This is a genomic window from Micromonospora sp. NPDC005367 (assembly GCF_040606825.1).
Lineage (GTDB): Bacteria > Actinomycetota > Actinomycetes > Mycobacteriales > Micromonosporaceae > Micromonospora.
In genome coordinates, this window is the sequence record NZ_JBEXFP010000001.1 from 29,304 (window position 1) to 52,234 (window position 22,931).

The 22,931-nt window shown below is 72.2% G+C and carries 14 protein-coding genes and 1 tRNA gene; 6 read left to right on the plus strand and 9 right to left on the minus strand.

The window, feature by feature from the left end:
- The first annotated feature begins 79 nt into the window (after window positions 1-79).
- Complete coding sequence (locus ABZS42_RS00145; protein ID WP_355140893.1) at window positions 80-976, plus strand: AAA family ATPase; 897 nt, start codon at window positions 80-82, stop codon at window positions 974-976.
- A gap of 39 nt (window positions 977-1,015) precedes the next feature.
- Here ABZS42_RS00145 and ABZS42_RS00150 read toward each other — a convergent pair whose 3' ends face one another.
- The 3 genes from ABZS42_RS00150 to thrB all read right to left on the minus strand — a co-directional run bounded on the left by ABZS42_RS00150 (window position 1,016) and on the right by thrB (window position 8,196).
- Window positions 1,016-4,444 (minus strand): phosphodiester glycosidase family protein, encoded by a 3,429-nt coding sequence (locus tag ABZS42_RS00150; RefSeq protein ID WP_355140895.1) that lies wholly within the window; start codon window positions 4,442-4,444, stop codon window positions 1,016-1,018.
- Window positions 4,445-4,839: 395 nt separating this feature from the next.
- Complete coding sequence (gene rho / locus ABZS42_RS00155) at window positions 4,840-6,957, minus strand: transcription termination factor Rho (protein WP_355140897.1); 2,118 nt, start codon at window positions 6,955-6,957, stop codon at window positions 4,840-4,842.
- 294 nt (window positions 6,958-7,251) lie between these two features.
- The gene (gene thrB / locus ABZS42_RS00160; RefSeq protein ID WP_355140899.1) at window positions 7,252-8,196 is read right to left on the minus strand and encodes a homoserine kinase; all 945 of its coding nucleotides are present in this window, start codon (window positions 8,194-8,196) and stop codon (window positions 7,252-7,254) included.
- Window positions 8,197-8,300: 104 nt separating this feature from the next.
- Between thrB and ABZS42_RS00165 the strand changes: the two genes are divergently transcribed.
- Window positions 8,301-8,810, plus strand: coding sequence for a hypothetical protein (locus tag ABZS42_RS00165; RefSeq protein ID WP_355140901.1), 510 nt, complete (start codon window positions 8,301-8,303; stop codon window positions 8,808-8,810).
- Here the strand turns inward: ABZS42_RS00165 and ABZS42_RS00170 are convergent.
- The 6 genes from ABZS42_RS00170 to argS form a co-directional block, all read right to left on the minus strand.
- Window positions 8,779-10,011, minus strand: a complete 1,233-nt coding sequence (locus tag ABZS42_RS00170) for an MFS transporter (protein ID WP_355140903.1) — start codon at window positions 10,009-10,011, stop codon at window positions 8,779-8,781. The two genes, ABZS42_RS00165 and ABZS42_RS00170, sit on opposite strands and share 32 nt — an antisense overlap.
- A 115-nt stretch (window positions 10,012-10,126) precedes the next feature.
- A complete protein-coding gene (locus ABZS42_RS00175; RefSeq protein WP_355140905.1) occupies window positions 10,127-13,405 on the minus strand; it encodes an efflux RND transporter permease subunit in 3,279 nt (1,092 codons plus the stop codon).
- A 240-nt stretch (window positions 13,406-13,645) separates the two neighbouring features.
- Window positions 13,646-14,695, minus strand: coding sequence for a threonine synthase (gene thrC, locus ABZS42_RS00180; protein ID WP_355140907.1), 1,050 nt, complete (start codon window positions 14,693-14,695; stop codon window positions 13,646-13,648).
- 358 nt (window positions 14,696-15,053) lie between these two features.
- Complete coding sequence (locus tag ABZS42_RS00185) at window positions 15,054-16,367, minus strand: homoserine dehydrogenase (RefSeq protein WP_355141331.1); 1,314 nt, start codon at window positions 16,365-16,367, stop codon at window positions 15,054-15,056.
- A gap of 8 nt (window positions 16,368-16,375) precedes the next feature.
- The gene (lysA, locus tag ABZS42_RS00190; RefSeq protein ID WP_355140909.1) at window positions 16,376-17,761 is read right to left on the minus strand and encodes a diaminopimelate decarboxylase; all 1,386 of its coding nucleotides are present in this window, start codon (window positions 17,759-17,761) and stop codon (window positions 16,376-16,378) included.
- A gap of 6 nt (window positions 17,762-17,767) precedes the next feature.
- On the minus strand, window positions 17,768-19,435 hold the full coding sequence (argS, locus tag ABZS42_RS00195) for an arginine--tRNA ligase (RefSeq protein WP_355140911.1): 1,668 nt from the start codon (window positions 19,433-19,435) through the stop codon (window positions 17,768-17,770).
- Between the two features lie 99 nt (window positions 19,436-19,534).
- On the opposite strand from argS, the gene ABZS42_RS00200 reads away from it, so the two are divergent.
- The 4 genes from ABZS42_RS00200 to ABZS42_RS00215 all read left to right on the plus strand — a co-directional run bounded on the left by ABZS42_RS00200 (window position 19,535) and on the right by ABZS42_RS00215 (window position 22,716).
- Window positions 19,535-20,335 carry a DUF3105 domain-containing protein gene (locus ABZS42_RS00200; protein WP_355140913.1) on the plus strand — a complete coding sequence of 267 codons (801 nt, stop codon included), beginning with the start codon at window positions 19,535-19,537 and terminating at the stop codon, window positions 20,333-20,335.
- An 8-nt stretch (window positions 20,336-20,343) separates the two neighbouring features.
- On the plus strand, window positions 20,344-21,006 hold the full coding sequence (locus ABZS42_RS00205; RefSeq protein ID WP_355140915.1) for a DUF305 domain-containing protein: 663 nt from the start codon (window positions 20,344-20,346) through the stop codon (window positions 21,004-21,006).
- 690 nt (window positions 21,007-21,696) lie between these two features.
- Window positions 21,697-22,389 (plus strand): winged helix-turn-helix domain-containing protein, encoded by a 693-nt coding sequence (locus ABZS42_RS00210; RefSeq protein WP_355141333.1) that lies wholly within the window; start codon window positions 21,697-21,699, stop codon window positions 22,387-22,389.
- Window positions 22,390-22,644: 255 nt separating this feature from the next.
- Window positions 22,645-22,716 (plus strand) — tRNA-Arg (locus tag ABZS42_RS00215).
- Window positions 22,717-22,931: the final 215 nt, after the last annotated feature.

Consider the following 22,931-nt stretch of genomic DNA (forward strand, 5'->3'; position numbering starts at 1 on the left):
TGGCCCGTACCCCGGGCGGGGTACGACCCGGGGACGCACGATGGCTGCCGGACGACGAGAGCACGGAGGTGAACGCGCGATGCCCCGCCTAATCGCGACCCGCGGGCTACCCGCCTCGGGGAAGACCACCTTCGCCCGTACGCTCCAGCCGTCCGTGGTCCGGGTGAACCGCGACGACCTGCGCCGGATGCTGCACGGCGAGCGGTTGTTCACCCAGTGGGCGGAGGCGCAGGTGACCACGGCCCAGCGGGCCCAGGTCGAGGCGCTGCTGCGCGCCCGGGCCGACGTCTGCGTCGACGACACCAACCTGCGCTCGCGGACGCTGCGGGACTGGGCCGACCTGGCCGCCCGGCACGGAGCCGAGTTCGAGGTGCACGACTTCACCGACGTGCCGCTGGAGGAGTGCCTGCGCCGGGACGCGGCGCGCCCGGCGCAGGACCGGGTCGGCGAGGCCGCGATCCGCCGGCTGCACGAGCGCTACCTGGAGGGGCGGCCCTTGCCGCTGCCGGTGCCGCAGGCGCGCACCGGCAGCCCGAAGCAGGTGCACCCGGCCCCAACCGGAGCACCGGAGATCGTCCTGGTGGACATCGACGGCACCGTCGCGTTGAACGTCTCACGCAGCCCGTACGACATGACCCGGGTCGCCACGGACGAGCCGAACGAGGCGGTGATCGCCGCGGTCCGGGCCATGCACGCGGCGGGGTACGGCGTGGTCTTCTGCTCCGGCCGGGACGCCACGGCGCGCGCCGACACGGTGGTGTGGCTGGAGCGGCACGTCCGGGTGCCGTACCTCGCGCTGCACCTACGGGCGGTGGGCGACTCCCGGAAGGACTCGGTGGTGAAGCGGGAGATCTACGAGCGGGAGGTGCGGGACCGCTACCGGGTGGTGGGTGTCTTCGACGACCGGGCCCAGGTGGTCCGGATGTGGCGTTCCCTGGGCCTCACGGTGTTCCAGGTAGCCGACGGCGACTTCTGAGCGGGAGGGGCCCACGGCGGCCGGGGCCCCTCCCGCTGTTCAGGCGGCGGCGCGCAGCACCGTGGTGATGGTGGCGTCGGCGCGTACCCCGTTGACCGTCACCGCCAGCACCAGCGAGGCGCCGGGACGCAGCGCGGTGAGCCGGCCCGTCGCCGGCTCGAACCAGGCCACGTGCCACGGCCGCAGCCCGGTCACCGGCCCGATGTGCACGTTCGGCGACGCGGACCAGTCGGCGCTCACCGGTGCCGCCACCGGGACGGTACGCCCACCCGGTTGGGTCAGCGTGGCGGTGACCGTGACCGGGCTGCCGAGCGTGACGCCGGCCGGTGCGCTCACCGTGAGCCGGTCGGTGTGTGCGTGCACCTCGGCCGTCACCCAGCTCGGTCCCTCGGCGAGCGGGTCCCGTCGGGCCCGGTCGGCCTCGGCGGGGCTGACCGGGTCGACGCCGAACTCGGTCCAGCCGGTGAAGCCGCCCCGGTCGGCCGGGGTGGACGGCGTCTTGCCGGAGTTGCCGTTGATGACGTACGGCACCCCGTCCACCCGCTCGGCGTGGAACGTTCCGACGTGCCCGCCCACGAACAGCGCGCCCTTGCCCGTCCGGTGCTGGAAGTCGGCCAGCCACTGTTCCAGCAGCGCCGCCTCCTTCCGGTCACCGAGCTGGCTCGCCTGCGCCGGGCTGGGATCGCGCGGCGGGTGGTGGTGCAGCACCACCACCGAGCCGACCGCCGGGTCGCCGGCCGCCGAGTCGAGCGCCTCGCGCAGTATCCGTACCTGGTCGAAGCCGCCGCCGCGCAACGAGCCGGTGGAGGTGTCCAGCGTGACGAACCGGGTGCCCTCGTGGTCGAAGACCCGCGACGTGTCGCCGAAGACGGCCCGGAAGTTGCTGATCGGGGCGCCCATGATCTCGTGGTTGCCGGGCACGTAGTACCAGGGCAGTTCGTCGCCCAGTTCCTGGTCCAGCAGCCGCTTCGCCAGCTCGAAGTCGGCCGGGTACGCGGTGTCCACCAGGTCACCGTTGATCACCAGGAAGTCCGGCCGGGCCGCCCTGATCTCGCGCAGCGTACGGCGGGCCTGGGCGACCAGCTCGCTGTCCGGGTCGGCCGCGACGAACTGGGCGTCGGACATCACCGCGAAGCGCCAGGGCGCGGCGTCGACCGTGCCGTCGGTGACCACCACCCGGTCGGTGCTCGCCTGCTCGGCGGGTACGTCGACCGACGGAGGCACCTTGGCCACCAGGTCGTCGATGACGATCTCGCTGGTGTACTGGGCGTCGGCGTCGGTCTCCGCCACGTAGAAACGCCGTACCCGCACCGGGTACGCCACCCCGGCCGGGACCGCGAACTCGACGTACCGCCAGCCGGTCCAGGTGATGTACGGCCCACGCAGCACGTGTTGGGTGTCCTGGGCGTCGTGCAGGTGCAGGCTCGGCCACTCCCCCTTGCCGTTGCCGTGGATCCACATCCCGAACGCCTGTGGCTGACCGGGGACGTCGATCCAGGCCGGCGGGTCCGCGTACGCGGCGCGGGTTCCGGTGGACTGACTGAAGTCGTACGAGAGCTTCAGGCCGGTGCCGGTGTGGCCCGGCGCCGGTGCGACGGACCCGCTGGCGCGGGCCTGGCTGAACTTCCAGGCGGAGGCGTCCTCGAAGTCCGCCACCGGCTGGTCGGTCAGCCCGATCGTCACCGGGACGACGACACTCTTGGGTCCGACGTGAACGGTTACGAGAGCGGCGCCGGTGTCGCGCAGCGCGGTGACCGTGAGGTTGCCGTCGTCGTCCGGCGTGATCCGCAGCAGGTCGTGGTCGTACTCCAGGTTCAGGTCGGCGGGCTCGATCGGGGCGGTGTTCCCCTCGGCGTCGCGCCCGACCACACCGAAGCGCCCGCTGCCGTCGAGGCCGGTCAGGCCGACCCGCTCGACCGTGGTGTCGATGCCGGCCAACGGTCCGAGCACGGTGAGGTCGAGCGATCCGGTGGCGCCGCCCCGGCGCGCGGTGACCGTCGCCGGCCCGGGCAGCAGGGCGTGGAAGACGTCGTCGCCGTCCACCCGGCCGCGGGCCGCCGGTCGGGTCTGCCAGCTCGGCCTGCCGGCTGCCGGGCCGTACGTCTCGTCGTGGCCGGCCGCGGTGAGCCGGCGGGTGAGTCCGGGGAAGACCCGGTCGGGCCGGCCGCCCCGGACCGGGGAGACGCCGGGCGCCGCGGTCGGGTCGCCGGCGGTCTCCACCCAGTAGCCGGTCAGCCGTCCGCTGCCCGTTGGGGCGTAGAGGGCGAGGCCGTTGGGGACGGGGCGCTCGGTGCCGTCCGAGGGGCTGTTCTCCACCTGGACGGCGGCCGCACCCGGCTCCCGGGCCAGCAGCGTCGACGAGCCGCCGCCGTCGAGGTTGAGCGCGTTGTGCGCGCCCAGCTCGGCCATCATCCGGCCCATCTCGGTCTGGGTGACGCCGCGGCTGTCGACCTGGCGCCCGTCCACCGTCAGCATGATCATTTTACGACCGTCGGCGGTGAACCCGACCGCCGTGCGCGGGGCCAGCGACGGGTCGGAGATCGTCTGCACCAGGCCGTCGCGGACCAGCACGTTGCCGCCGCCGACCGCGGCGTGCAGGTTGCTGCCGTCGGACGGTTTCGGCTGCCAGGCCACGCTGACCGGGTCACCGGGGCGCAGCCCGGCGAGGGCGTCGGCGCCGGCCTCCCGGCCGAGCAGGATGGTGGTCCCGGCGGGGATGGGCCCGCTGCCCGCCGCCGGGTCCACGCGGGCCACCCGGCCGTCGACCACGGCGACCTCGGTGACCCGCGCCGCACCGGCGATCGCACGCTCCCGGGTGTACGTACCCCAGAGTGCGGTGAACACACCGACGCCGCCGGCCTGAACGATGTTGTTGAACTGGGTGAGCGTGACCGGGCCGGTGGGCAGGGTTGCGGTGCCGTCGAAGTTCACCTCGACGACCCGGCCGATGCCCTGGCTCGTCACCGCCACCGCGTTCTGGTGGCCGCTGACCGCCGACTGGATCAGTTCTCCGTCGTGGATGCCGACGCCCTGCGCGGCTCCGGAGCTGTTGATGTCGAAGAAGTCGCCGTTCACTGCGGCGACCGCACGGGTGCGGTCCGCGGCGGCGCGCAGCGGCTCCGCCCGGCTGACCGCGCCCGAGTTGACGTAGTCCACGGTGACGCCGCCGCTGAGGTCGGCGGTGAGGGCGTCGGCACGCAACCAACCGTCGGCGTCGTACCGGTCGAACGAGGTGAGTTGGACCCCGGGCGCGACCGGACGGCTGGTCTTCGCGGTCTCCAGGCCACCGGCCGGCTCGATGCCGCTCGGATCGCTGGTGGCCGCGCCAGGCGCGGTGGCGGGCACCGCAGCGGTGGCGGCTGCGGCGACAGCGGGTGCGGCGGCGGCGGGTGGTGGGCCGGCCAGGGTCAGCAGTGGCGTCAGCAGCAGGACGCCGGCGAGGTGGGCGGATCGTCTGCGGGTGCGCATGGACGACAGTCAACCCGACAGTGAATAGAAGTTTCAAGAGCAGCCGGATGAATGGAAGAAAGCTGCAATCGCGGCCGACAATGTCGACCTTCAGAACGGTGACCCGACGTCACCGGTGGCGCGCATGAGGGTGCAGAGCAAAGGGTGCCGGAGCACAGTTACCACGGGTCCGCCGTCGACTCGATTACCCCTGTTCAGAGCGGTGCCACCGACTGGGTGACACCGGCCGGGGCCGAGCGCTCAGCGCCCGCGACTACTGTTTGTCATCGGCAGGAGTCGAAGAAAGATCACTCACAGTATCCGTCTCGAGTGGAGCGATGAGCCGGCGGCGAGCCGTACAGCAGGAGGGGCACGGCCAGCCGGCCGTGCCCCTCCTGTCGCCTTCTACCCGGGGATCACTCCCCCGGCGTGGACTTCGCGATCTGCATCAGGAACTCGATGTTGGTACGCGACTGCTTGAGCCGGTCCAGCAGCAGATCCAGTGCCGCCTGCGAGTCCAGCGAGTGCAGCACCTTGCGGAGCTTGTGGATGATCGCCAGCTCCTCCGGCGCGAGCAGGACCTCCTCCTTGCGGGTGCCGGAGGGGTTGATGTCGATCGCCGGGAAGACCCGCTTGTCGGCGATCTTCCGGTCCAGCTTCAGCTCGGCGTTGCCGGTGCCCTTGAACTCCTCGAAGATGACCGTGTCCGCCATGGACCCGGTCTCCACCAGCGCGGTGGCGAGAATGGTCAGCGAGCCGCCGTTCTCGATGTTCCGCGCCGCGCCGAGGAAGCGCTTCGGCGGGTAGAGCGCGGTGGAGTCGATACCACCCGACATGATCCGGCCGCTGGCCGGCGCCGCCAGGTTGTACGACCGGCCGAGCCGGGTCACCGAGTCGAGCAGCACGACCACGTCGTGCCCCAGCTCGACCAGGCGCTTCGCCCGCTCGATCGCCAGCTCCGCCACCGTGGTGTGGTCCTGCGGCGGACGGTCGAACGTGGCCGCGATGACCTCGCCCTTCACCGAGCGCTGCATGTCGGTGACCTCTTCGGGCCGCTCGTCGACGAGCACCACCATCAGGTGGCACTCCGGGTTGTTGCGGGTGATCGCGTTAGCGATCGCCTGCAACACCATCGTCTTGCCGGCCTTCGGCGGCGACACGATGAGCGCCCGCTGGCCCTTGCCGATCGGCATGACCAGGTCGATCACCCGGGTGGTCAGGATGTGCGGCTCGGTCTCCAGCCGCAGGCGCTCCTGCGGGTAGAGCGGGGTGAGCTTGTAGAACTCCGGCCGGCGCTTCGCCTCGTCCGGCTCCATCCCGTTGATGGTGTCCAGCCGGACCAGCGGGTTGTACTTGTCGCGCCGCTGCTCGCCGTCCCGCGCGGCCCGCACGGCGCCGGTGATCGCGTCACCGCGGCGCAGGCCGTACTTCTTGATCTGGGACATCGAGACGTACACGTCGTTCGGACCGGCCAGGTAGCCGGTGGTCCGGACGAAGGCGTAGTTGTCGAGCACGTCGATGATGCCGGCCACCGGGACGAGCACGTCGTCCTCGCCGACCTGCGGCTCGCGGCCGCCACCGTCGCCGCCCTCGGCCCGCTCGCCACGGCCGCGACGGCGGTCCCGGAAGCGGCTGCGCCGGCCGCGCCGGCCGCCGCCCTCGCCGTCGTCCTCGCCGTCGATCTCCCGCTCGACGCGCTGCCCCCGGTCACCGCGATCGTTGCGCTCACCGCGCTCGGCCCGCTCGGACCGGTCGCCACGCTCGGACCGCTCATTGCGGTCGCCACGCTCGGTCCGCTCATTGCGGTCGCCACGTTCGGTCCGGTCGCCACGCTCGCCACGCTCAGCACGCTCGCCGCGCTCGGTCCGCTCGCCGCGCTCAGCACGCTCGCCGCGCTCGGTCCGCTCGCCACGCTCGGTCCGCTCGCCACGCTCGGTCCGCTCGCCACGCTCGGTCCGCTCGCCACGCTCATTGCGGTCGCCACGCTCACCGCGCTCGGTCCGCTCGGCACGCTCATTGCGGTCACGCCCGCCGCGGCCCTCACCCCGGTCGGTACGCTCGCCGGTCTCGGCCGCCTCCGTGCGAGTCTCGGTACGAGTCTCGGTAGCGCGTGCCTCCTCGGTACGCGCCCGGCGCCGGCCCCTGCCGCGAGTCTCGGTCTCGACCGCGGCCTGCTCGGCGGGCGCCGCCTCGGCGGTGCGCCGCGCGGCCTCCGGCCGCTCGGTCGTCTCCCGCACCTCTGCGTGCACCTCTTCACGGGCGGGAGCGGTCGCGGCCGCAGCCGCGACCTCGGCCCGAGGTCGAGGGGTCCCGGCGGCGGCGCCGCCCTGCCGCTCGGTGATCGCGCTGATCAGCTCGCCCTTGCGCATGCGGGCCGTGCCGGAGATGCCGAGCGACGCGGCCAGGCTCTGGAGCTCTGGCAGCAGCATCGCCGACAGACCGGTGCCGCTACGCCGCCGGCGAGCGGGAGCGGCGGTGGTGGCTTCGCCAGCGACGTTGGAAACATCCGACGTCACGTCGGTGGTGTCGCTCAATGGATTCCTTCCCTCGATAGGCCGTGACTGCCCGGAGTCGACAAAGCAGGTGGCCGGGCGGCCTCGGTGCACCCGCCTCGCGTGAACGCGTCGCGGGAGTCTGTGACACAGCAGCCGGTCGGTTTCCGACTCACCAGCCTCGGTGAGCAGGTCTCGCCGTCTGCGGCGACCTGTGGAAACTGCGGTGCGGCGTGGCCTTGGCAGGGGTGGCGGGCTGACCGCCGAGAGCTTCGGGGGTGCGCCGACCCGCAGGAAGATCGCATGCTTCGCGGCTGTGCTAAGTCTAGAGCGTAATCAACTCTTCCGACCTGCGGCAACAGGGTCCCGCTCGGCGTGTCCAAGTCTACCCCGGGCGACCCGGGCACCGCTGACATCTATCGGTAACCGCAAGACCTGCCAGTCTCTTCCCACTTCGAAGCCATCCGGCGGGGCGCTGAGAGCCAGCACAGTGGGACCCGCCCCACTGACCACAGCCGCCACACCTTTCTCTCGCAACTCGCTGACCAGGGCAGCCGTGGCGGGCATCGCGCTCGCACGGTAATCCTGGTGCAGCCGGTCGGCGGTGGCCGGTAGCAGCAACGCCGGATCGGCGGTGAGCGCGTGCACCAGCAGCGCCGCCCGCCCCGCGCTCAACGCGGCGTCACCGTGCGGCACGGTGGCCGGCAGCGCCGCCCGGGCCACCGCTGTCAGCCCCCGCCCGCCGGGCACGAAGACCGTCGGGCGTACGCCCTCGGCGACCCGACGGGTGACCGCGCGGGCCCCGGACGGTTCCGTCCAGGCGATCGTGAAACCCCCGAGCAGGCACGGCGCGACGTTGTCAGGATGCCCCTCCAACTCCGCGGCGAGCCGGAGTACGGCCTCGTCGTCGAGGCGGCGCTCGCCCTCCACCACGAGCGCCCGGGCCAGCAGCACGCCGGCGACGATCGCCGCGGACGAGGAGCCCAGACCCCGTGCCTGCGGGATGCGGTTGACGCACTCGACGACGAGCCCCGGCGGGTGCGCGCCGAGCCGGTCGAAGGCCGCCCGCATGGACCGGACCACGAGATGTCGGTCGCCGTCGGGCAGCTCGCCCGCACCCTGCCCGGACACCGTGACCCGGACCCCCGACGGGGCGATCTCGGCCGACACGTCGTCGTGGAGCCCGAGGGCGAGGCCCAGCGCGTCGAAGCCCGGCCCCAGGTTGGCGCTGGTGGCGGGAACCCGGACCCGGACCGGCCCGGCTTCGAAGTTCTTCGGCACCGGCTCATGCTATGGCCCCGCCCCGGCAGCCCCGCCGTCCGCCCGACCCGTGAGATTCGATCATTCCCGCTAGCCTGACGCGACGACCGCGAGACGGAGGCTGGATGAGTCCCTTCTGGTACACGGCCGTTCGAGCTCTCAGCCACCTGCCGTCCCTGCTGGTGCTGCTGACCGGGCTGGTGCTGACCGGAGTGGCCCGAAGACGACTGCCCGGCCGCTCCCGCGCGCTGATGTACACCGGCCTGGGGCTGTTGATGGTCAACATCGGTCTCGGAGTCGGCGTGTCGGTCGTGCTGCCCGCTGTTGTCGCGGACCAGGAAACCGGAAGCCTCGGTTTCGACGTCGTGCCGCTGTTCGTGGTGTCGAACCTGATCAGCTTCCTGCTGCAACCTGTCGGACTGGGACTGGTCATCGCGGCCGCGCTGACCGGTCGCCGTACGCCAGGATCGGTTCCGCCCGCAGGCCCGCGGGGTTGGCCACCGCTGCCGCTCGGGCCGGCGGCCCCGGTCGCCGCCGGCCCCAACGTCGTGCCCGGCGGCCTGCCGCCGCTGCCGGGACCGGCCCACCCCGCTCCCGGGCCGATCAGCGGGCCGGTTCGGGGACCGGATCGGTGAGGGAGAGCCGCCGGGTGGCGATCCGCCAGCCGACGGCGTACACCAGGGTGACCAGGCCGCAGCCGGCGAGGATGACGCGCTCGTCCACGGTGTCCACCACCAGCGCGACGGCGAGCTGGCTGATCGCGATGGCCAGCGTCGCCAGCATCATGTCGGTGGCGAAGACGCGTCCGCGCAACCGGTCCGGCACCTCGCCCTGCAGGGCGAAGTTCGACATCACCCAGTTGCTGCCGCCGGCGAAGTGGGCCACGAAGACCAGCAGCAGCACGAGCGGAAACCAGCCCACCACGGAGGTACCGAGGTAGGCCAGCCCGTACAGGGACATCGACAGGGCCAGACCGGGCAGCAGCAGGGCCCGGTTGGTCAGCGCCCGGCGCATGAGGATGGGCCCGACCAGCGCGCCGGCACCGCGGACGGCGAAGAGCAGCCCGGTGCCGGCCGGCCCGGCCCCGTAGACGGCGGCCAGCAGCGGGAACACGGTCAGCACGCCGTTGCCCAGTCCGACCGCCGACTTCACGGTGACCAGCGCCAACACCCGCGGCCGGTGTCCGATGTAGCGCAGTGCCTCGCTCATCGCGGCAAAGGCCCGCTGCGGCGATTCGCCGGCCTCCCGCGGCGCCTGCAACGGCCGGCGGATCGTCGAGGCCAGGATCGCGGCGAGCGCCAGGCCGACCGCGGCGATCCAGAAGCAGGCGTACGGCCCGACCCGGTCGCTGAGCACCCCGCCGAGTGAGGCGCCCACGACGGTCATGGTTCCCCACGCCGAGCCTGCGACCGCGTTGCCGGCGGCCAGTTCGTCCGGGTCGAGGACGTTGGGCAGGGCGGCCTGGGCGGCAGGCGAGTAGAAACCCTTGGCGACCGCGATCACGCCGATCGCCAGCAGCGCGAGCCAGGCGGTGCCCGCGCTGTGGACGCCCAGCAGGAGCAGCACGCCGACCAGCGCGGCCACGTTCGCGATCATCATGATCTTCCGCCGGTCGAACCGGTCGGCGATCGCGCCGGTGAACGGCAGCAGCAGCGCCACGACGCCGGTGTCCACGGCGAGCACCAGCGCTCCCCACACCCCGCTGCCGGTGAGATTCGGCAGCAGCACCAGCAGCGGAACCATGACGAACCAGTCGGCCCCGAAGACCACCAGCTCGGCGAGGAACAGGTTGCGGAAGTTCCGGTTGCGGGTGAGGACCGACAGGGTGGACGCCACGGGGCAGGACCCTACCCCGCCTCCCGGAACGCTCCCAGGTGGTGGCCCGGCCGTCCCGAATGGCGCGCCCCCGGCGGGTCGGAACCCGCCGGGGGCGCGCCTGGCCGTACGCCGACTACTCGGTGGGCGGCAGTGGGGAGGTCTGGCTCTTGGGCAGCTTGAGCACCTCGAACTGGTCCGTGCCGTCGATGAGCGCCGCCGAGGGCGCGGGTCGCGCCTCCTGGCCGCCTCCCGGCCGGTTCCCGTTGCCGTTGCCGTCGCCCGTGCGGGCACCGACGAGCACCGGCTCCGGCGCGGCCGCCGTGTCCGGCGCCTCGGTGGGCTCCGCGGGCGAACCGTCCGTGCGCCGCCGGCGCCGCGCACGCACCGACTCCTTGGTGTTCTCGACCATCGTGTAGAGCGTCGGCACCAGGAGCAGCGTCAGCAGCGTGGAGCTGAGCAGACCGCCGATCACCACGACCGCGAGCGGCTGCGAGATGAAGCCGCCCTCGCCGGTGAGCCCGAACGCCATCGGCAGCAGCGCGAAGATGGTCGCGACGGCCGTCATCAGGATCGGCCGCAGCCGGTGCCGGCCGCCCTCGACGACCGCCTCCTGCACGCCCAGGCCCTGCGCCCGGTACTGGTTGATCAGGTCCATCAGCACGATCGCGTTGGTCACCACGATGCCGACCAGCATGAGCATGCCGATCAGCGCGGGTACACCGAGCGGGGTCCCGGTGACCAGCAGCAGACCGACCGCACCGGTGGCCGCGAACGGGATCGAGATCAGCAGGATCAGCGCCTGGATGAGGCTGCGGAACGTGGCCACCATGATCAGGAAGACGATCGCGATCGCGACGAGCACCGCCAGCCCCAGGTCACCGAACGCGTCCGCCTGGTCGGCGCTGACACCCCCGATGACGACGGTCGCCCCGGGCACATCGATGCCGTCGAGACGCTGACGCAGCTCCTCGGTGGTCGCGCCGAGGTTCGACCCGGTGGCCGTACCGGTCACCGTGACGCTGCGCTCGCCGTCGATCCGGCTCACCTGCTGCGGGCCCTCGGCACGCTCGACGGTGGCGATGTCCCCCAGCTTCACCGGCCCGACCGGCAGCGCACGCAGCTCGTCGATGGTGAGCGGCGGGTTGTCGGTGAGGCGGAGCACCACGTTCTGCTGGTCGCCGTCGAGGGTGACCTGCCCGAGCGGGGCGCCCCGGAACGTCTGCGCCACCAGCTGGCCGACCGCCGCCTCGGTGAGGCCGGCCCGGCCGGCCTTGACCCGGTCGACCGTGACGTCGACCCGCGGCACCCGATCGGCGAGGCTCGTGGAGACGTCCGCCACGCCCGGCGTACCGGCCATGGCCTCCTCGGCCGCCTTCGCGGCCCGGTCGAGCGCCTCGGGCTCAGCGGCCTGGACGACGACCTCCAGGCGACTCGCGGAGGCGTCCTGTCCGCCGCCGAAGGTGAACTCGCCGGCGTCGGGTCCGAGGGCGTCGAACTCCTTGCGCAGCGTCTCGCGCATCTGCTGGGCGTCCGTGTCGTCGCCCAGCGCGAGCGACCAGCTGGCCACGTTGTTCCGGCCGCCACCCAGCAGGATGTTCTCGCCGCCGCCGGCCGTCACCTGGTACGTCTCGACGCCGCCGGTCCGCTTCAGCACCGCCTCGACCTTGCCGGCCGCCTCGTCGGTGGCGGCCAGGCCGGTGCCGGCCGGCAGCTCCTGACGAATGCTCAGGGTGTCCTGCCCGGAGTCGTCGAGGAAGTTCGTCTCCAGCTTGCTGGCCAGGCCGAACGTGCCGAAGAGCACCAGCACGCCCAGCCCGAGCGTGATCCAGCGGGTGCGCCGGGTCCGGGTGGCGAACCCGATCGCCGGCAGGTACGCCCGTTGCAACGGGCTGCGCAGCTCCTTCTCCTCCGCGGCCCGGCGCACGGCGTCGTCGTCCGGCGTACCGCCGGACGGCTTCAGGAACCAGTACGCGAGCACCGGGATGACCGTGAGCGCGACCAGCAGCGAGGCGAGCAGCGCGACGGTCACGGTGATGGCGAACGGCGCGAAAAGCTGCCCGACGAAGCCGCCCACCAGGGCGATGGGCGCGAACACCGCGACCGTGGTGAGGGTGGACGCGGTGACCGCGCCGGCCACCTCACGTACGGCGTTGACGATCGCTTCGCGCTTCGCCTCGCCGTACCCGAGGTGCCGTTTGATGTTCTCCAGCACCACGATCGAGTCGTCCACCACCCGGCCGACCGCGATGGTCAGCGCGCCGAGGGTGAGCAGGTTGAGCGAGTAGTCACCGATCCAGAGGGCGATCAGCGCGACCAGCACCGACAGCGGGATGGAGACCGCGGTGACCAGGGTGGAGCGCACCGACAGCAGGAAGACCAGGATGACGATGACCGCCATCACGAGGCCGAGCAGACCCTCGGTGGTGAGGCTCTCGATGGACTTCTCCACGAACGGGGCCTGGTCGAAGACCACGGTCAGCCCGGCGCCGGACGCGTCGCGCAGGGCGTCGAGCCGGTCCCGGATCTCGTGCGAGATCTCCACCGCGTTGCCGTCGGGGCTGGCCGTGACCGCGATACCCAGACTGTCCTCGCCGTTGGTCCGGGTGATGGCGGTCGCCGGCGCGAGCATCTCCTCGACGGTGGCCACGTCACCGAGCCGGACCGGGACCGGTCCGGGTGCGACGACGATGCCGCGCAGGTCGTCGAGGGTGATCACCGGGGTGCCGACCTGCACCGGCAGCGCTTGGCCGCCGTCGGTGACCGTGCCCGCCGGCATCGAAACGCCGTTGGTCTTCAACGCGGTACCGATCGCGGTCGGGTCGAGCTTCGCGGCGGCCAGCTTCGCCAGGTTCGGCTTGACGACCACGGTGTCGCTGCGGGTGCCGGTCAGTTCGACGGTACGCACACCGTCGATCGACTCCAGCTCCGGCAGGACGCTGGCGCGCAGGTTGTCGGCGAGGGCACGCTCGTCACCGCCGCCGGTCGCGGCGAGCACCACGGCCGGCAGGTCGTCGGTGCTGCCCGCGAGCACCTGCGGCTCCACGCCCTCCGGCAGTTGCGCGCCGATCCGGTTGAGCGCGGTCTGCATCTTGTTGACCGTGTCGTCCAGGTCGGTGCCGAACTCGAACTGCACCTGGACGGTTGCCGCGCCCTCGCGAGATGTCGAGGTGACCTTCTCCAGTCCGGGCAGACCCTGGAAACTGTTCTCGATCGGCTCGACGACCTGGGATTCGACGATCTCGGGTGTCGCGCCGGGGTACGCAGCCATGACGAAGGCGGCCGGGAACTCCAGCGACGGCAGCAGTTGCTGCTTCAGCGACGGCACGGCGAACACTCCGAACACCGTGGCCACCACCGCGATGAGGGCGACCAGCCCTCGGTTGGCGAGGCTTGATCTGGCGAGCAGCGACATCGGCCTGGCTCACTCCTAGAAAAATTTGCAGGGCATGCAAAGTGTGCCCGACCGACTTCCCCCGCTCCGCGCCGGGTACTGACCAGTACCCCACCTCACTCCCCACCCCACCGTCCCCCGCCCCCGGCGCCAACGTGTTGATCATGAAGTTGTTGCCAGGACACGCCGGGCCGGCGGTCAACTTCATGATCGCCGGCTGGCGGGGCCCCGGGGTGGGGCCCCGGGGGTGGGGGTGGGGGGTTAGGCGAGGTCCAGGGAGCGGGCGGCGGAGAGGGGGTCGTTGGGGATGGTGATCGGGGCGGGAGCCGTGGAGATGGCCCACTCCGGGTCCTTGAGCCCGTGCCCGGTGACCGTGCAGACCACTGTCACCCCGGTCGGGACCCGTCCCGCCGCCGCCTGCTGCAACAGCCCGGCCACACTGGCCGCGCTGCCAAGCTCCACGAAGACCCCGACCTCCCGGGCGAGCAGCCGGTACGCGGAGAGAATCTCCCGATCGGTCACCGCCGCGATCAGGCCGCCGGAGGCCTCCCGGGCGTCGATCGCCCGGGTCCAGCTCGCCGGGTTGCCGATCCGGATCGCGGTGGCGATCGTCGACGGCTCACGTACCACCTCGCCGTTGACCAGCGGCGCCGCCCCGGCCGCCTGGAAGCCGTACATCTTCGGGGCGCGGGTGGCCCGCCCGTCCGACAGGTCCTCCGAGTAGCCCATCCAGTAGGCGGAGATGTTGCCGGCGTTGCCTACCGGCAGGCAGTGGATGTCCGGCGCGTCGCCGAGCGCCTCGACGATCTCGAACGCGGCGGTCTTCTGGCCGTGCAGCCGGTCGATGTTGACCGAGTTGACCAGCGCCACCGGGTAGTCCTGAGCGAGCTTGGCGGCCAACCCGAGGCAGTCGTCGAAGTTGCCGTTGACCTGGAGCAGTCGCGCGCCGTGCACCAGCGCCTGGGCCAGCTTGCCCAGCGCGATCTTGCCTTGCGGCACCAGCACCGCGCAGGTCAGTCCGGCGCGGGCCGCGTACGCGGCGGCAGAGGCACTGGTGTTTCCGGTGGACGCGCAGATGATCACCTTGTTGCCCGCCTCGACCGCCTTGGAGACCGCCACCGTCATGCCGCGGTCCTTGAACGAGCCGGTCGGGTTGGCCCCCTCCACCTTCAGGTACACGTCGCAGCCGAGCCTCGCGGAGAGAACCGGCGCGGGCAGCAGCGGCGTGTTCCCCTCGTGCAGGGTCACGACGGGCGTGGCGTCGGTGACCGGCAGCCGGTCCCGGTACGCCTCGATCAGACCCCGCCACATGTCGCTCTCCTCGCCTCTTCCGCCCCGTCGGCCAGGGGCACGCCAAGCCTGGACCAGCCTGCCGGACCGGCCCGTGCACCACCCCCCGTTACCCACCTGGCGGGACGCCGGTCCGACGGCATCCCGACCACCGCCCACGCCTGTGCGACGCCATCGCCAGGCACCGCCCACGCGCCCGTGGGAGCGCATCGCCGCCCGGGCCAGCTCGGCGGCCCCACCGCCGTACCGCACGACCCCACCGCCCTACCGGCGTGGAGTCGCCGGGAGGACGCGGACGCCCGCCCAGGACAACGACGTGGCCTCTCACCGGGGCCGGGCGGCCGCTGCGGCGACGAGCGCCCGTCACCGGGTCAACGAGTCACGCCCCACCCTCGACCCGGAGCACGCTGGTCACCGACCGGACGATGTCCAACCCACGCAGTTCGGAGACGGTCGCGGCGAGCGCGGCGTCCGGTGCGACGTGAGTGACGATCACCAGGTCGGCGTCCGCGCCGCTGCCCGGGGCAGAGCCCTCGGCCGGGCCCTGCCGAACCGTCGCGATCGACACGTCGTGCCGCGCGAAGACGCCGGCCACCGCGGCCAGCACACCGGGCCGGTCGGCCACGTCGAGGCTCACGTGGTAGCGGGTGAGCGCCTCCCCCATGGACCGCACCGACAGGTCGGCGTACGCGCTCTCGCTGGCCGCGCGCACCCCGGCGAGCCGGTTGCGGGCGACCGCCACCACGTCGCCGAGCACCGCGCTGGCGGTCGGTGCCCCACCCGCGCCCCGGCCGTAGAACATCAGCTGCCCGGCCGCCTCCGCCTCGACGAAGACCGCGTTGAACGCGTCGCCGACGCCGGCCAGCGGGTGGGTCAGCGGGATCATCGCCGGGTGCACCCGGACGTTGACGGTCTCCCGGCCGGCCGCGTCCACGCCCCGGGCGGCGATGCAGAGCAGCTTGATGGTGCACCCCATAGCCTTGGCGCTGGCCACGTCGGCGGCGGTGACCTCGGTGATCCCCTCCCGGTGCACGTCGGCGGCGCTCACCCGGGTGTGGAAGGCCAGCGAGGCGAGGATCGCCGCCTTCGCCGCCGCGTCGAAGCCCTCCACGTCGGCCGTCGGGTCGGCCTCGGCGTACCCCAGCTCGGTCGCCTCCTCCAGCGCCTCGGCGAAGCCGGCGCCGGTGGCGTCCATGGCGGAGAGGATGAAGTTGGTGGTGCCGTTGACGATGCCGGTCACCCGGGTGATCCGGTCCCCGTGCAGCGACTCGCGCAGTGGGCGCAGCAACGGGATCGCGCCGGCCACCGCGGCCTCGTAGTAGAGGTCCGCACCGCCCTCGGCGGCCGCGTCGTGCAGCGCCCCACCGTCCTCGGCGAGCAACGCCTTGTTGGCCGTCACCACGCTCTTGCCGGCACGCAGCGCCTCAACCAGCCATTCGCGCGCCGGCTCGATGCCGCCCACCACCTCGACCACGACGTCCACGTCGTCCCGCTTGATCAGGCCGAGGGCGTCGGTGGTGAGGAGCGACGGGTCCACCGGCAGCTCGCCGCGGTCCCGTTTGAGCCGGCGTACGGCGATGCCGGCGAGCTCCAGCGGGGCACCGATCCGGGCGGCGAGGTCGGCCGACTGCTCGTGCAGCAGCCGCACCACCTCCCCGCCGACCGTGCCGCAGCCGAGCAGCGCCAGGCGCACAGGTGAGGTCATCCAACATCCAATGCGAGCAGGTCCTCTTCGGTCTCCCGCCGGACGATCAGACGTGCCTGGCCGTCGCGAACCGCGACCACCGGGGGGCGCGGCACGTGGTTGTAGTTGCTGGCCATGCTCCGGCAGTACGCGCCGGTGCCGGGCACCGCGACAAGATCTCCGGGCTGCACGTCGGCGGGCAGGAATTCATCCTTCACCACGATGTCCCCGGACTCACAGTGCTTTCCCACCACGCGGGCGAGCATCGGCTCAGCCGCCGACGCCCGCGAGGCCAGCGTCGCGGAGTACGACGCGTCGTACAGCGCGGTACGGATGTTGTCGCTCATCCCGCCGTCGACGCTCACGTACGTGCGGATGCCGTCCACGTCCTTGACCGTGCCCACGTCGTAGAGGGTGAACATGGCCGGGCCGACGATCGCCCGGCCGGGCTCGATGGAGAGTTGCGGTACGGCCAGCCGCTCGGCCCCGCACTCGCTGTCGACGATCTTGCGCAGCCGCTTCGCCAGGTCGTGCGGCGCGGCCGGGTCGTCCTGCGTCGTGTACGCGATGCCGAAGCCGCCGCCCAGATCCAGCTCGGGCAGCTCCACCCCGCGGGCGTCGCGGATCTGCGCCTGCAGGGCGAGCACCCGCCGGGCCGAGACCTCGAAGCCGCTGGCGTCGAAGATCTGCGACCCGATGTGCGAGTGCAGACCGCGCAGCTCCAGCACATCCTCGTCGAGGATCTTGAAGGCCGCCGCGGCAGCCGCCCCGCCCGCCAGCGAGAAGCCGAACTTCTGGTCCTCGTGGGCGGTGGCGATGAACTCGTGGGTGTGTGCCTCGACCCCGACGGTGACCCGGACCAGCACCCGGGGGCGTACGCCCCGCTCGCGGGCCAGCGCGGTCAGCCGGTCGATCTCGGCGAACGAGTCGACGATGATCCGCCCCACCCCCGCGTCCACCGCCCGGGTCAGCTCGGAGAGCGACTTGTTGTTGCCGTGGAACCCGATCCGCTCCGCCGGCATCCCGGCCGCCAGCGCGACCGCCAGTTCGCCGCCGCTGCACACGTCGAGGTGCAGGCCCTCCTCGTCGATCATCCGCACCACGGCCCGGCAGAGGAACGCCTTGCCGGCGTAGTAGACGTCGACGTCCGGGAAGGCGGCCCGGAAGTCGCGGCAGCGCGAGCGCAGATCGTCCTCGTCCAGCACGTAGACCGGGGTGCCGAACTCGGTGGCGAGGTCGCGCACGCTCAGACCCGCGACGGCGAGCGCCCCGTCGGCGCCACGTCGGACGTTGCGCGGCCAGAGTTCCGGCACCAGCGCGTTGACGTCGACCGGCGTACGCAGCCAGGCCGGCCCGCGGGTGCCGATCTCACCGTGCAGCGCGCCAGCCTCGTGAGCCCGCATGATCCGTTACATCCTTTCCGGTGCGGTGACGCCGAGCAGGTGCAGGCCGTTGGCGATCACGGTGCGGGTGGCGTCGTTGAGCCAGAGCCGGGCCCGGTGCAGGTCGGTGATCTCCTCGTCGCCCTGCGGTGAGATCCGGCAGTTGTCGTAGAACCGGTGGTACGCCGGAGCGACGCTCTCCTCCAGGTACCTGGCCACCCGGTGCGGTTCGCGCAGCTCGGCGGCGGTGGCGACCACCGCGGGGAGTTCGGCGAGCGCCTTGAGTAGCTCGTTCTCCTTCTCGTGGCTGAGCAGCTCCGGACGGAAGGCATCCCCGTCGCCCCGGGTCAGGCCGACCTCGGCGGCGTTGCGCGCCGCCCCGGCGGTCCGGGCGGCGACGTACTGCACGTAGTAGACCGGGTTGTCGTTCTTGGCCCGGGTCCACAGCTCCACGTCGATGTCGATGGGTGAGTCGGCCGAGTAGCGAGCCAGCGCGTACCGGGCGGCGTCCACGCCGATCGCCTCGACCAGGTCCTCCAGGGTGATGACCGTGCCGGCCCGCTTGCTCATCCGCATCGGCTGACCGTCGCGGACCAGGTTGACCAGCTGGCCGATGAGGATCTCCAGGTTGCGCTCCGGGTCGTCGCCGAAGCACGCGGCCATCGCCTTCATCCGGCCGATGTAACCGTGGTGGTCGGCGCCCAGCATGATCACGACCCGCTCGAAGCCGCGCTCGCGCTTGTCGAGGTAGTAGGCGCAGTCGGCGGCGAAGTAGGTCCACTCACCGTTGGACTTGCGCAGCACCCGGTCCTTGTCGTCGCCGAACTCGGTGGTGCGCAGCCAGGTCGCGCCCTCGGCCTCGAAGATGTGGCCCTGCTCCCGCAGGCGGGCCAGGGCGAGGTCCAGCTCGCCCCGGTCGTGCAGGTCCTTCTCGTTGAAGTACGTGTCGAACTCGACCCCGAAGTCACGCAGCGAGGAGCGGATCTCGTCGAACATCAGCGCGACGCCCTCGACCCGGAAGACCTCCTGGGCGGCGGCGTCGTCGAGGGAGAGTACGTCCGGCCGGCGGGCCTGGACCTCCGCGGCGATCTCCGCGATGTACGCGCCGCCGTAGCCGTCCTCCGGCACGGCCTCGCCCTTCGCGGCGGCCAGCAGCGACCGGGCGAACCTGTCGATCTGGGAGCCGGCGTCGTTGAAGTAGTACTCGGTGCCCACCTCGGCGCCGCTGGCCCGCAGGAGCCGGCTCAGCGCGTCGCCGACCGCGGCCCACCGAACGCCACCGATGTGCACCGGGCCGGTGGGGTTGGCGGAGACGAACTCCAGGTTGATCCGCTGCCCGGCGAGCCGCTCGCTGCGGCCGTACTCGGCGCCGGCCTCGACGATCACGCGGGCGAGTTGCCCGGCGGCGGCCGCGTCCAGCCGGATGTTGAGGAAGCCGGGGCCGGCGATCTCCACGGACTTGACGCCCGGCGCCTTGCCCAGCTCGTCGGCGAGGGCGCCCGCCAGCTCCCGCGGCGGCCGGCCGACCTTCTTGCTCAGCTGCAACGCCAAGGTCGAGGCGTAGTCGCCGTGCTCCGGGTTCCGGGGTCGCTCGACAGTAATCTCCCCCGGCAGCACGGAGGGGTCCAGACCCCGTTGGGTGAAGACGGCGTGGGCTGCGGCGAGGACGACCTCGGCGAGTTCTGCGGGAGTCACCGATCCATGTTATCGGGGGTAGACTCGGTCCCCGCGGCGGCGACCCGTTGTGCGCACCAGACCCGCCGGCTCCCTGACCGACCGACCTGACGAGGCACGATGAGCATCAGCACCCCGGGCGGCGAGCAGCGCCGTCCGACCGTGGTCAGCACGGGCAAGAAGCCGGCCGCGGGTCGGCCGGCGTCCGGCGCCAAGGCCGGATCCGGCAAGCCGACAGCCACCCGGTCCGGCGGCGGCAAGGGCCCCCGCAAGCCGATCGTCCCGGTCAAGGTCAGCCAGGGCCGCGCCAAGGGCCCGATCGTCCTCTTCGCCGTCGTGGGCCTGGTCGCGGTCGGCATCATCGGTTTCGGCGCCTGGGCCGCGTTCCAGGGCTCCAAGCCGTGGGAGGAGCGGGCCGACGCGATCAGCGGCATCGTCGACTACCGCAAGAAGGACCCGGAGCTGGTCAAGGGCAGCAACCACCAGCCCGGCCCGATCAAGTACACGATCTCACCGCCGGTGGCCGGCCCGCACAACCAGGCCTGGCAGAACTGCATGGGCGACGTCTACACCGAACCGATCGCCAACGAGCACGCGGTGCACAGCTTGGAGCACGGCTCGATCTGGATCACCTACCGCCCCGACCTGCCGGCCGACCAGGTCGCCAAGCTCGCCGAGAAGGTGCAAGGCAACGAGAAGATGCTCATGAGCCCGTACGAGGGCCTGGACAAGCCGATCTCGCTGCAGGCCTGGGGTTACCAGCTCAAGCTCGACAACGCCGACGACAGCCGGATCGACGAGTTCATCAAGACGCTGCGGGTGAACGCCTCGATCGAGGGCCCGACCGCGCTGTGCAACCAGGGCATCACCGCCACCGGCACCACGCCGCATGACAGCGGTGTGCAGATGCCGACCCAGTAAGGATCGTGATGACGGCTCCCGCCACCCTTGACAGCTCGTCCGAGACCCCGGCCGCCGACGGCGGCCGGGGGTCCCGCCCCGGCCTCGGCCTGGTGGGCATCGCCGTCGCCGTCGTGGCCGCCCTGCTCCTCGGGTACGCCGGGGGCCTGCTGACCCCGCGGCTGACCCGCCCCGGCGACGACTCGGTCGAGGCCGGCTTCGCTCGGGACATGACCGCCCACCACGCCCAGGCGGTCGAGATGGGCATGCTGGCGTTCCAGCGCGGCACCGACCCCGAGGTACGCCAGATCGGCGGCGACATCGCCAGCGGCCAGCAGGGCGAGATCGGCATCATGCAGACCTGGCTGCGCGGCTGGGGGCTGGATCCGACCGGTTCGCAGCCGCGCATGGCGTGGATGCCGGACGGTGCGAGCCTGGTCAAGAACGGCCTGATGCCGGGCATGGCCACTCCTCAGGAGATGGAGCAACTGCGCGCGGCGCAGGGCCGGGAGTTCGACCTCCTGTTCCTGAACATGATGATCAATCACCACCTGGGCGGCGTCCACATGATCGACGGGGTGCTCGACGCCGGCGACGAACCGGAGGTGCTCCGGACGGCGCAGGTCATGAAGAACACCCAGCAGACCGACCTCACCAACCTCCAGAACGCGAAGAAGCGCCTCGGCGGCTGACGACCGTACGGTCGTGCCCCTGGGCAACGCGAATCCGGGGCAGCGCGCCCCCCCGGGGCGGCTCGGCGCCGGGGCGGCGGCTCGGCCCTGGGACGGCTCGGCCCCGGGGCGGCGCCACGCCGGGCAGCGCGAACCCGGCGCGGCTCGACCCCGAGGCGGCGCCACGCCGGGCAGCGCGACCCCGGGCGGCGCCACGCGACCCACGACCCGCCCCGGGGCAACGCGACCCCGGGCAACGCGGAGCCGCGGAAGCGCGAGCCGGGGCAGCGCGGCGCGAAGATCAACTCGGGTCCCTTGAAGTCGGGGTATCCGGACAGCTGGGACAACCCGATATACACGCACCCCGTGTGGATCAACCAAGCGGTCGGCCGTCCCGCGGCCTACCACTGGGAGTCAAACCCCCGATGCGGCCCGAACGGCCCGTCCGGAGATCACGGTCCGCCCACCTCGACCCAATCCGGCCGGCGAGGTTCCCAGGCGCTCCCGGGCGACGCCGCTGGCGCATCTCCGACCCGACCCTGCCGGGGCGTCCGGATCAGCGACCCGAGGCGTTGACCGCTGTCCGCCAGCTGCTCGGACGCAGGACGACAACCCCCCGCTCACTTTGGGCGGTCTGTCCGATTACGTGTGTTAGAGAGTTTTCTCCACACATATCGTGACCAGTTGCGATTCGGGCTCGTTGCCCAAGACGTGGGGGTTGCACTGAGAGACGCACGGCGTTCGGTCACCAGTTGGTGCCGGCGCCACACCATCGGCGGTGACGGGGCGGTGGCAGCCGCCCGTCGCGGACAGCGGCAGGGCGAGCCGGGGATGCTCAGCCGCGAACAGGAACTCGAACTGATCGACACCCTGCGAGGCGTCCATCCGGACCAGTTCGAGCTGGGCGAGGAGTTGTGGACGCGGCAGAGCCTGACCGGCCTCATCCAGCGGCAGTTCGACCTGCCGATGGACGCCGGCGCGGTCGGGGCGTACCTGCGGGCCTGGGGGTTGGGTCCCCGCGAGCCCCGCGAGCGCGCCTGCGGGCTCTGCGTGGGCGCGGTCGAGCGCTGGGTACGCAGCGAGTACCCGGCGATCATCCGGGCCGCCCAGGAGCACCTCGCCGAGGTCTACTGGATCGGCCGGGTCCGGCTGCGCGGCACGATGCCCGCGGCGGACGTGGTCTCCGCCGTCTCCTCGCGCGGCCGCGTCCGGTTCATGATCACCACACCGGACGTCGACCCGCCGCTGCCGCGCGACTTCGTCCTGCGGCTGAGCGGCGAGGAGCAGCGCACAGTGCACCTGATCGTGGACGGCTCCTGGGCCCGCAACGAGTGGCCGCGCCGCCTACCGCGACGGATCACACTGCACCCGCTGCCCAGCTGCGGCCGCACCCAAGCCGCCTGACCCACCCCTCCCCTCGCCCGACCCTGCAACAAACGCCTCGCGCCCGCACATGTCGATCATGAGGTTGACGGCGTTCCCGATCTCCGAATCCCCCGTCAACCTCATGATCGGCGGCGACAGCGGCGACGAGCGGCGAGGGCCGGGCGACGAGAGTGGGTGGGTGGGGAGGGGGCGGCCGAGCAGGGATGACACGCACACGGCGGATACCGATTCGTTGTTCGTGCAGGGTGTTTGCTAGTCTTTCCCAGTCGCTGAGCCCCCGTAGCTCAGGGGATAGAGCACCGCCCTCCGGAGGCGGGGGCGCAGGTTCGAATCCTGCCGGGGGCACTCTTGCTAAGAAGTACGAAAGGCCGCTGACCAGCATCCCTGGCAGCGGCCTTTGTCGTACGCGTGGCCAGCCCGACCTGTCGCCGGCCGGGCAGACCTGGCCGATCGGCCGTGGCCAGGTCTGTCCGGCGGGTCGAGCATGGGTTTTCCTGGCCCGAGCGGCCCGGGCGGCAGGCCAGTCACGGCTGCGCGCGGCGAGGCCACCCGCTGCCCGG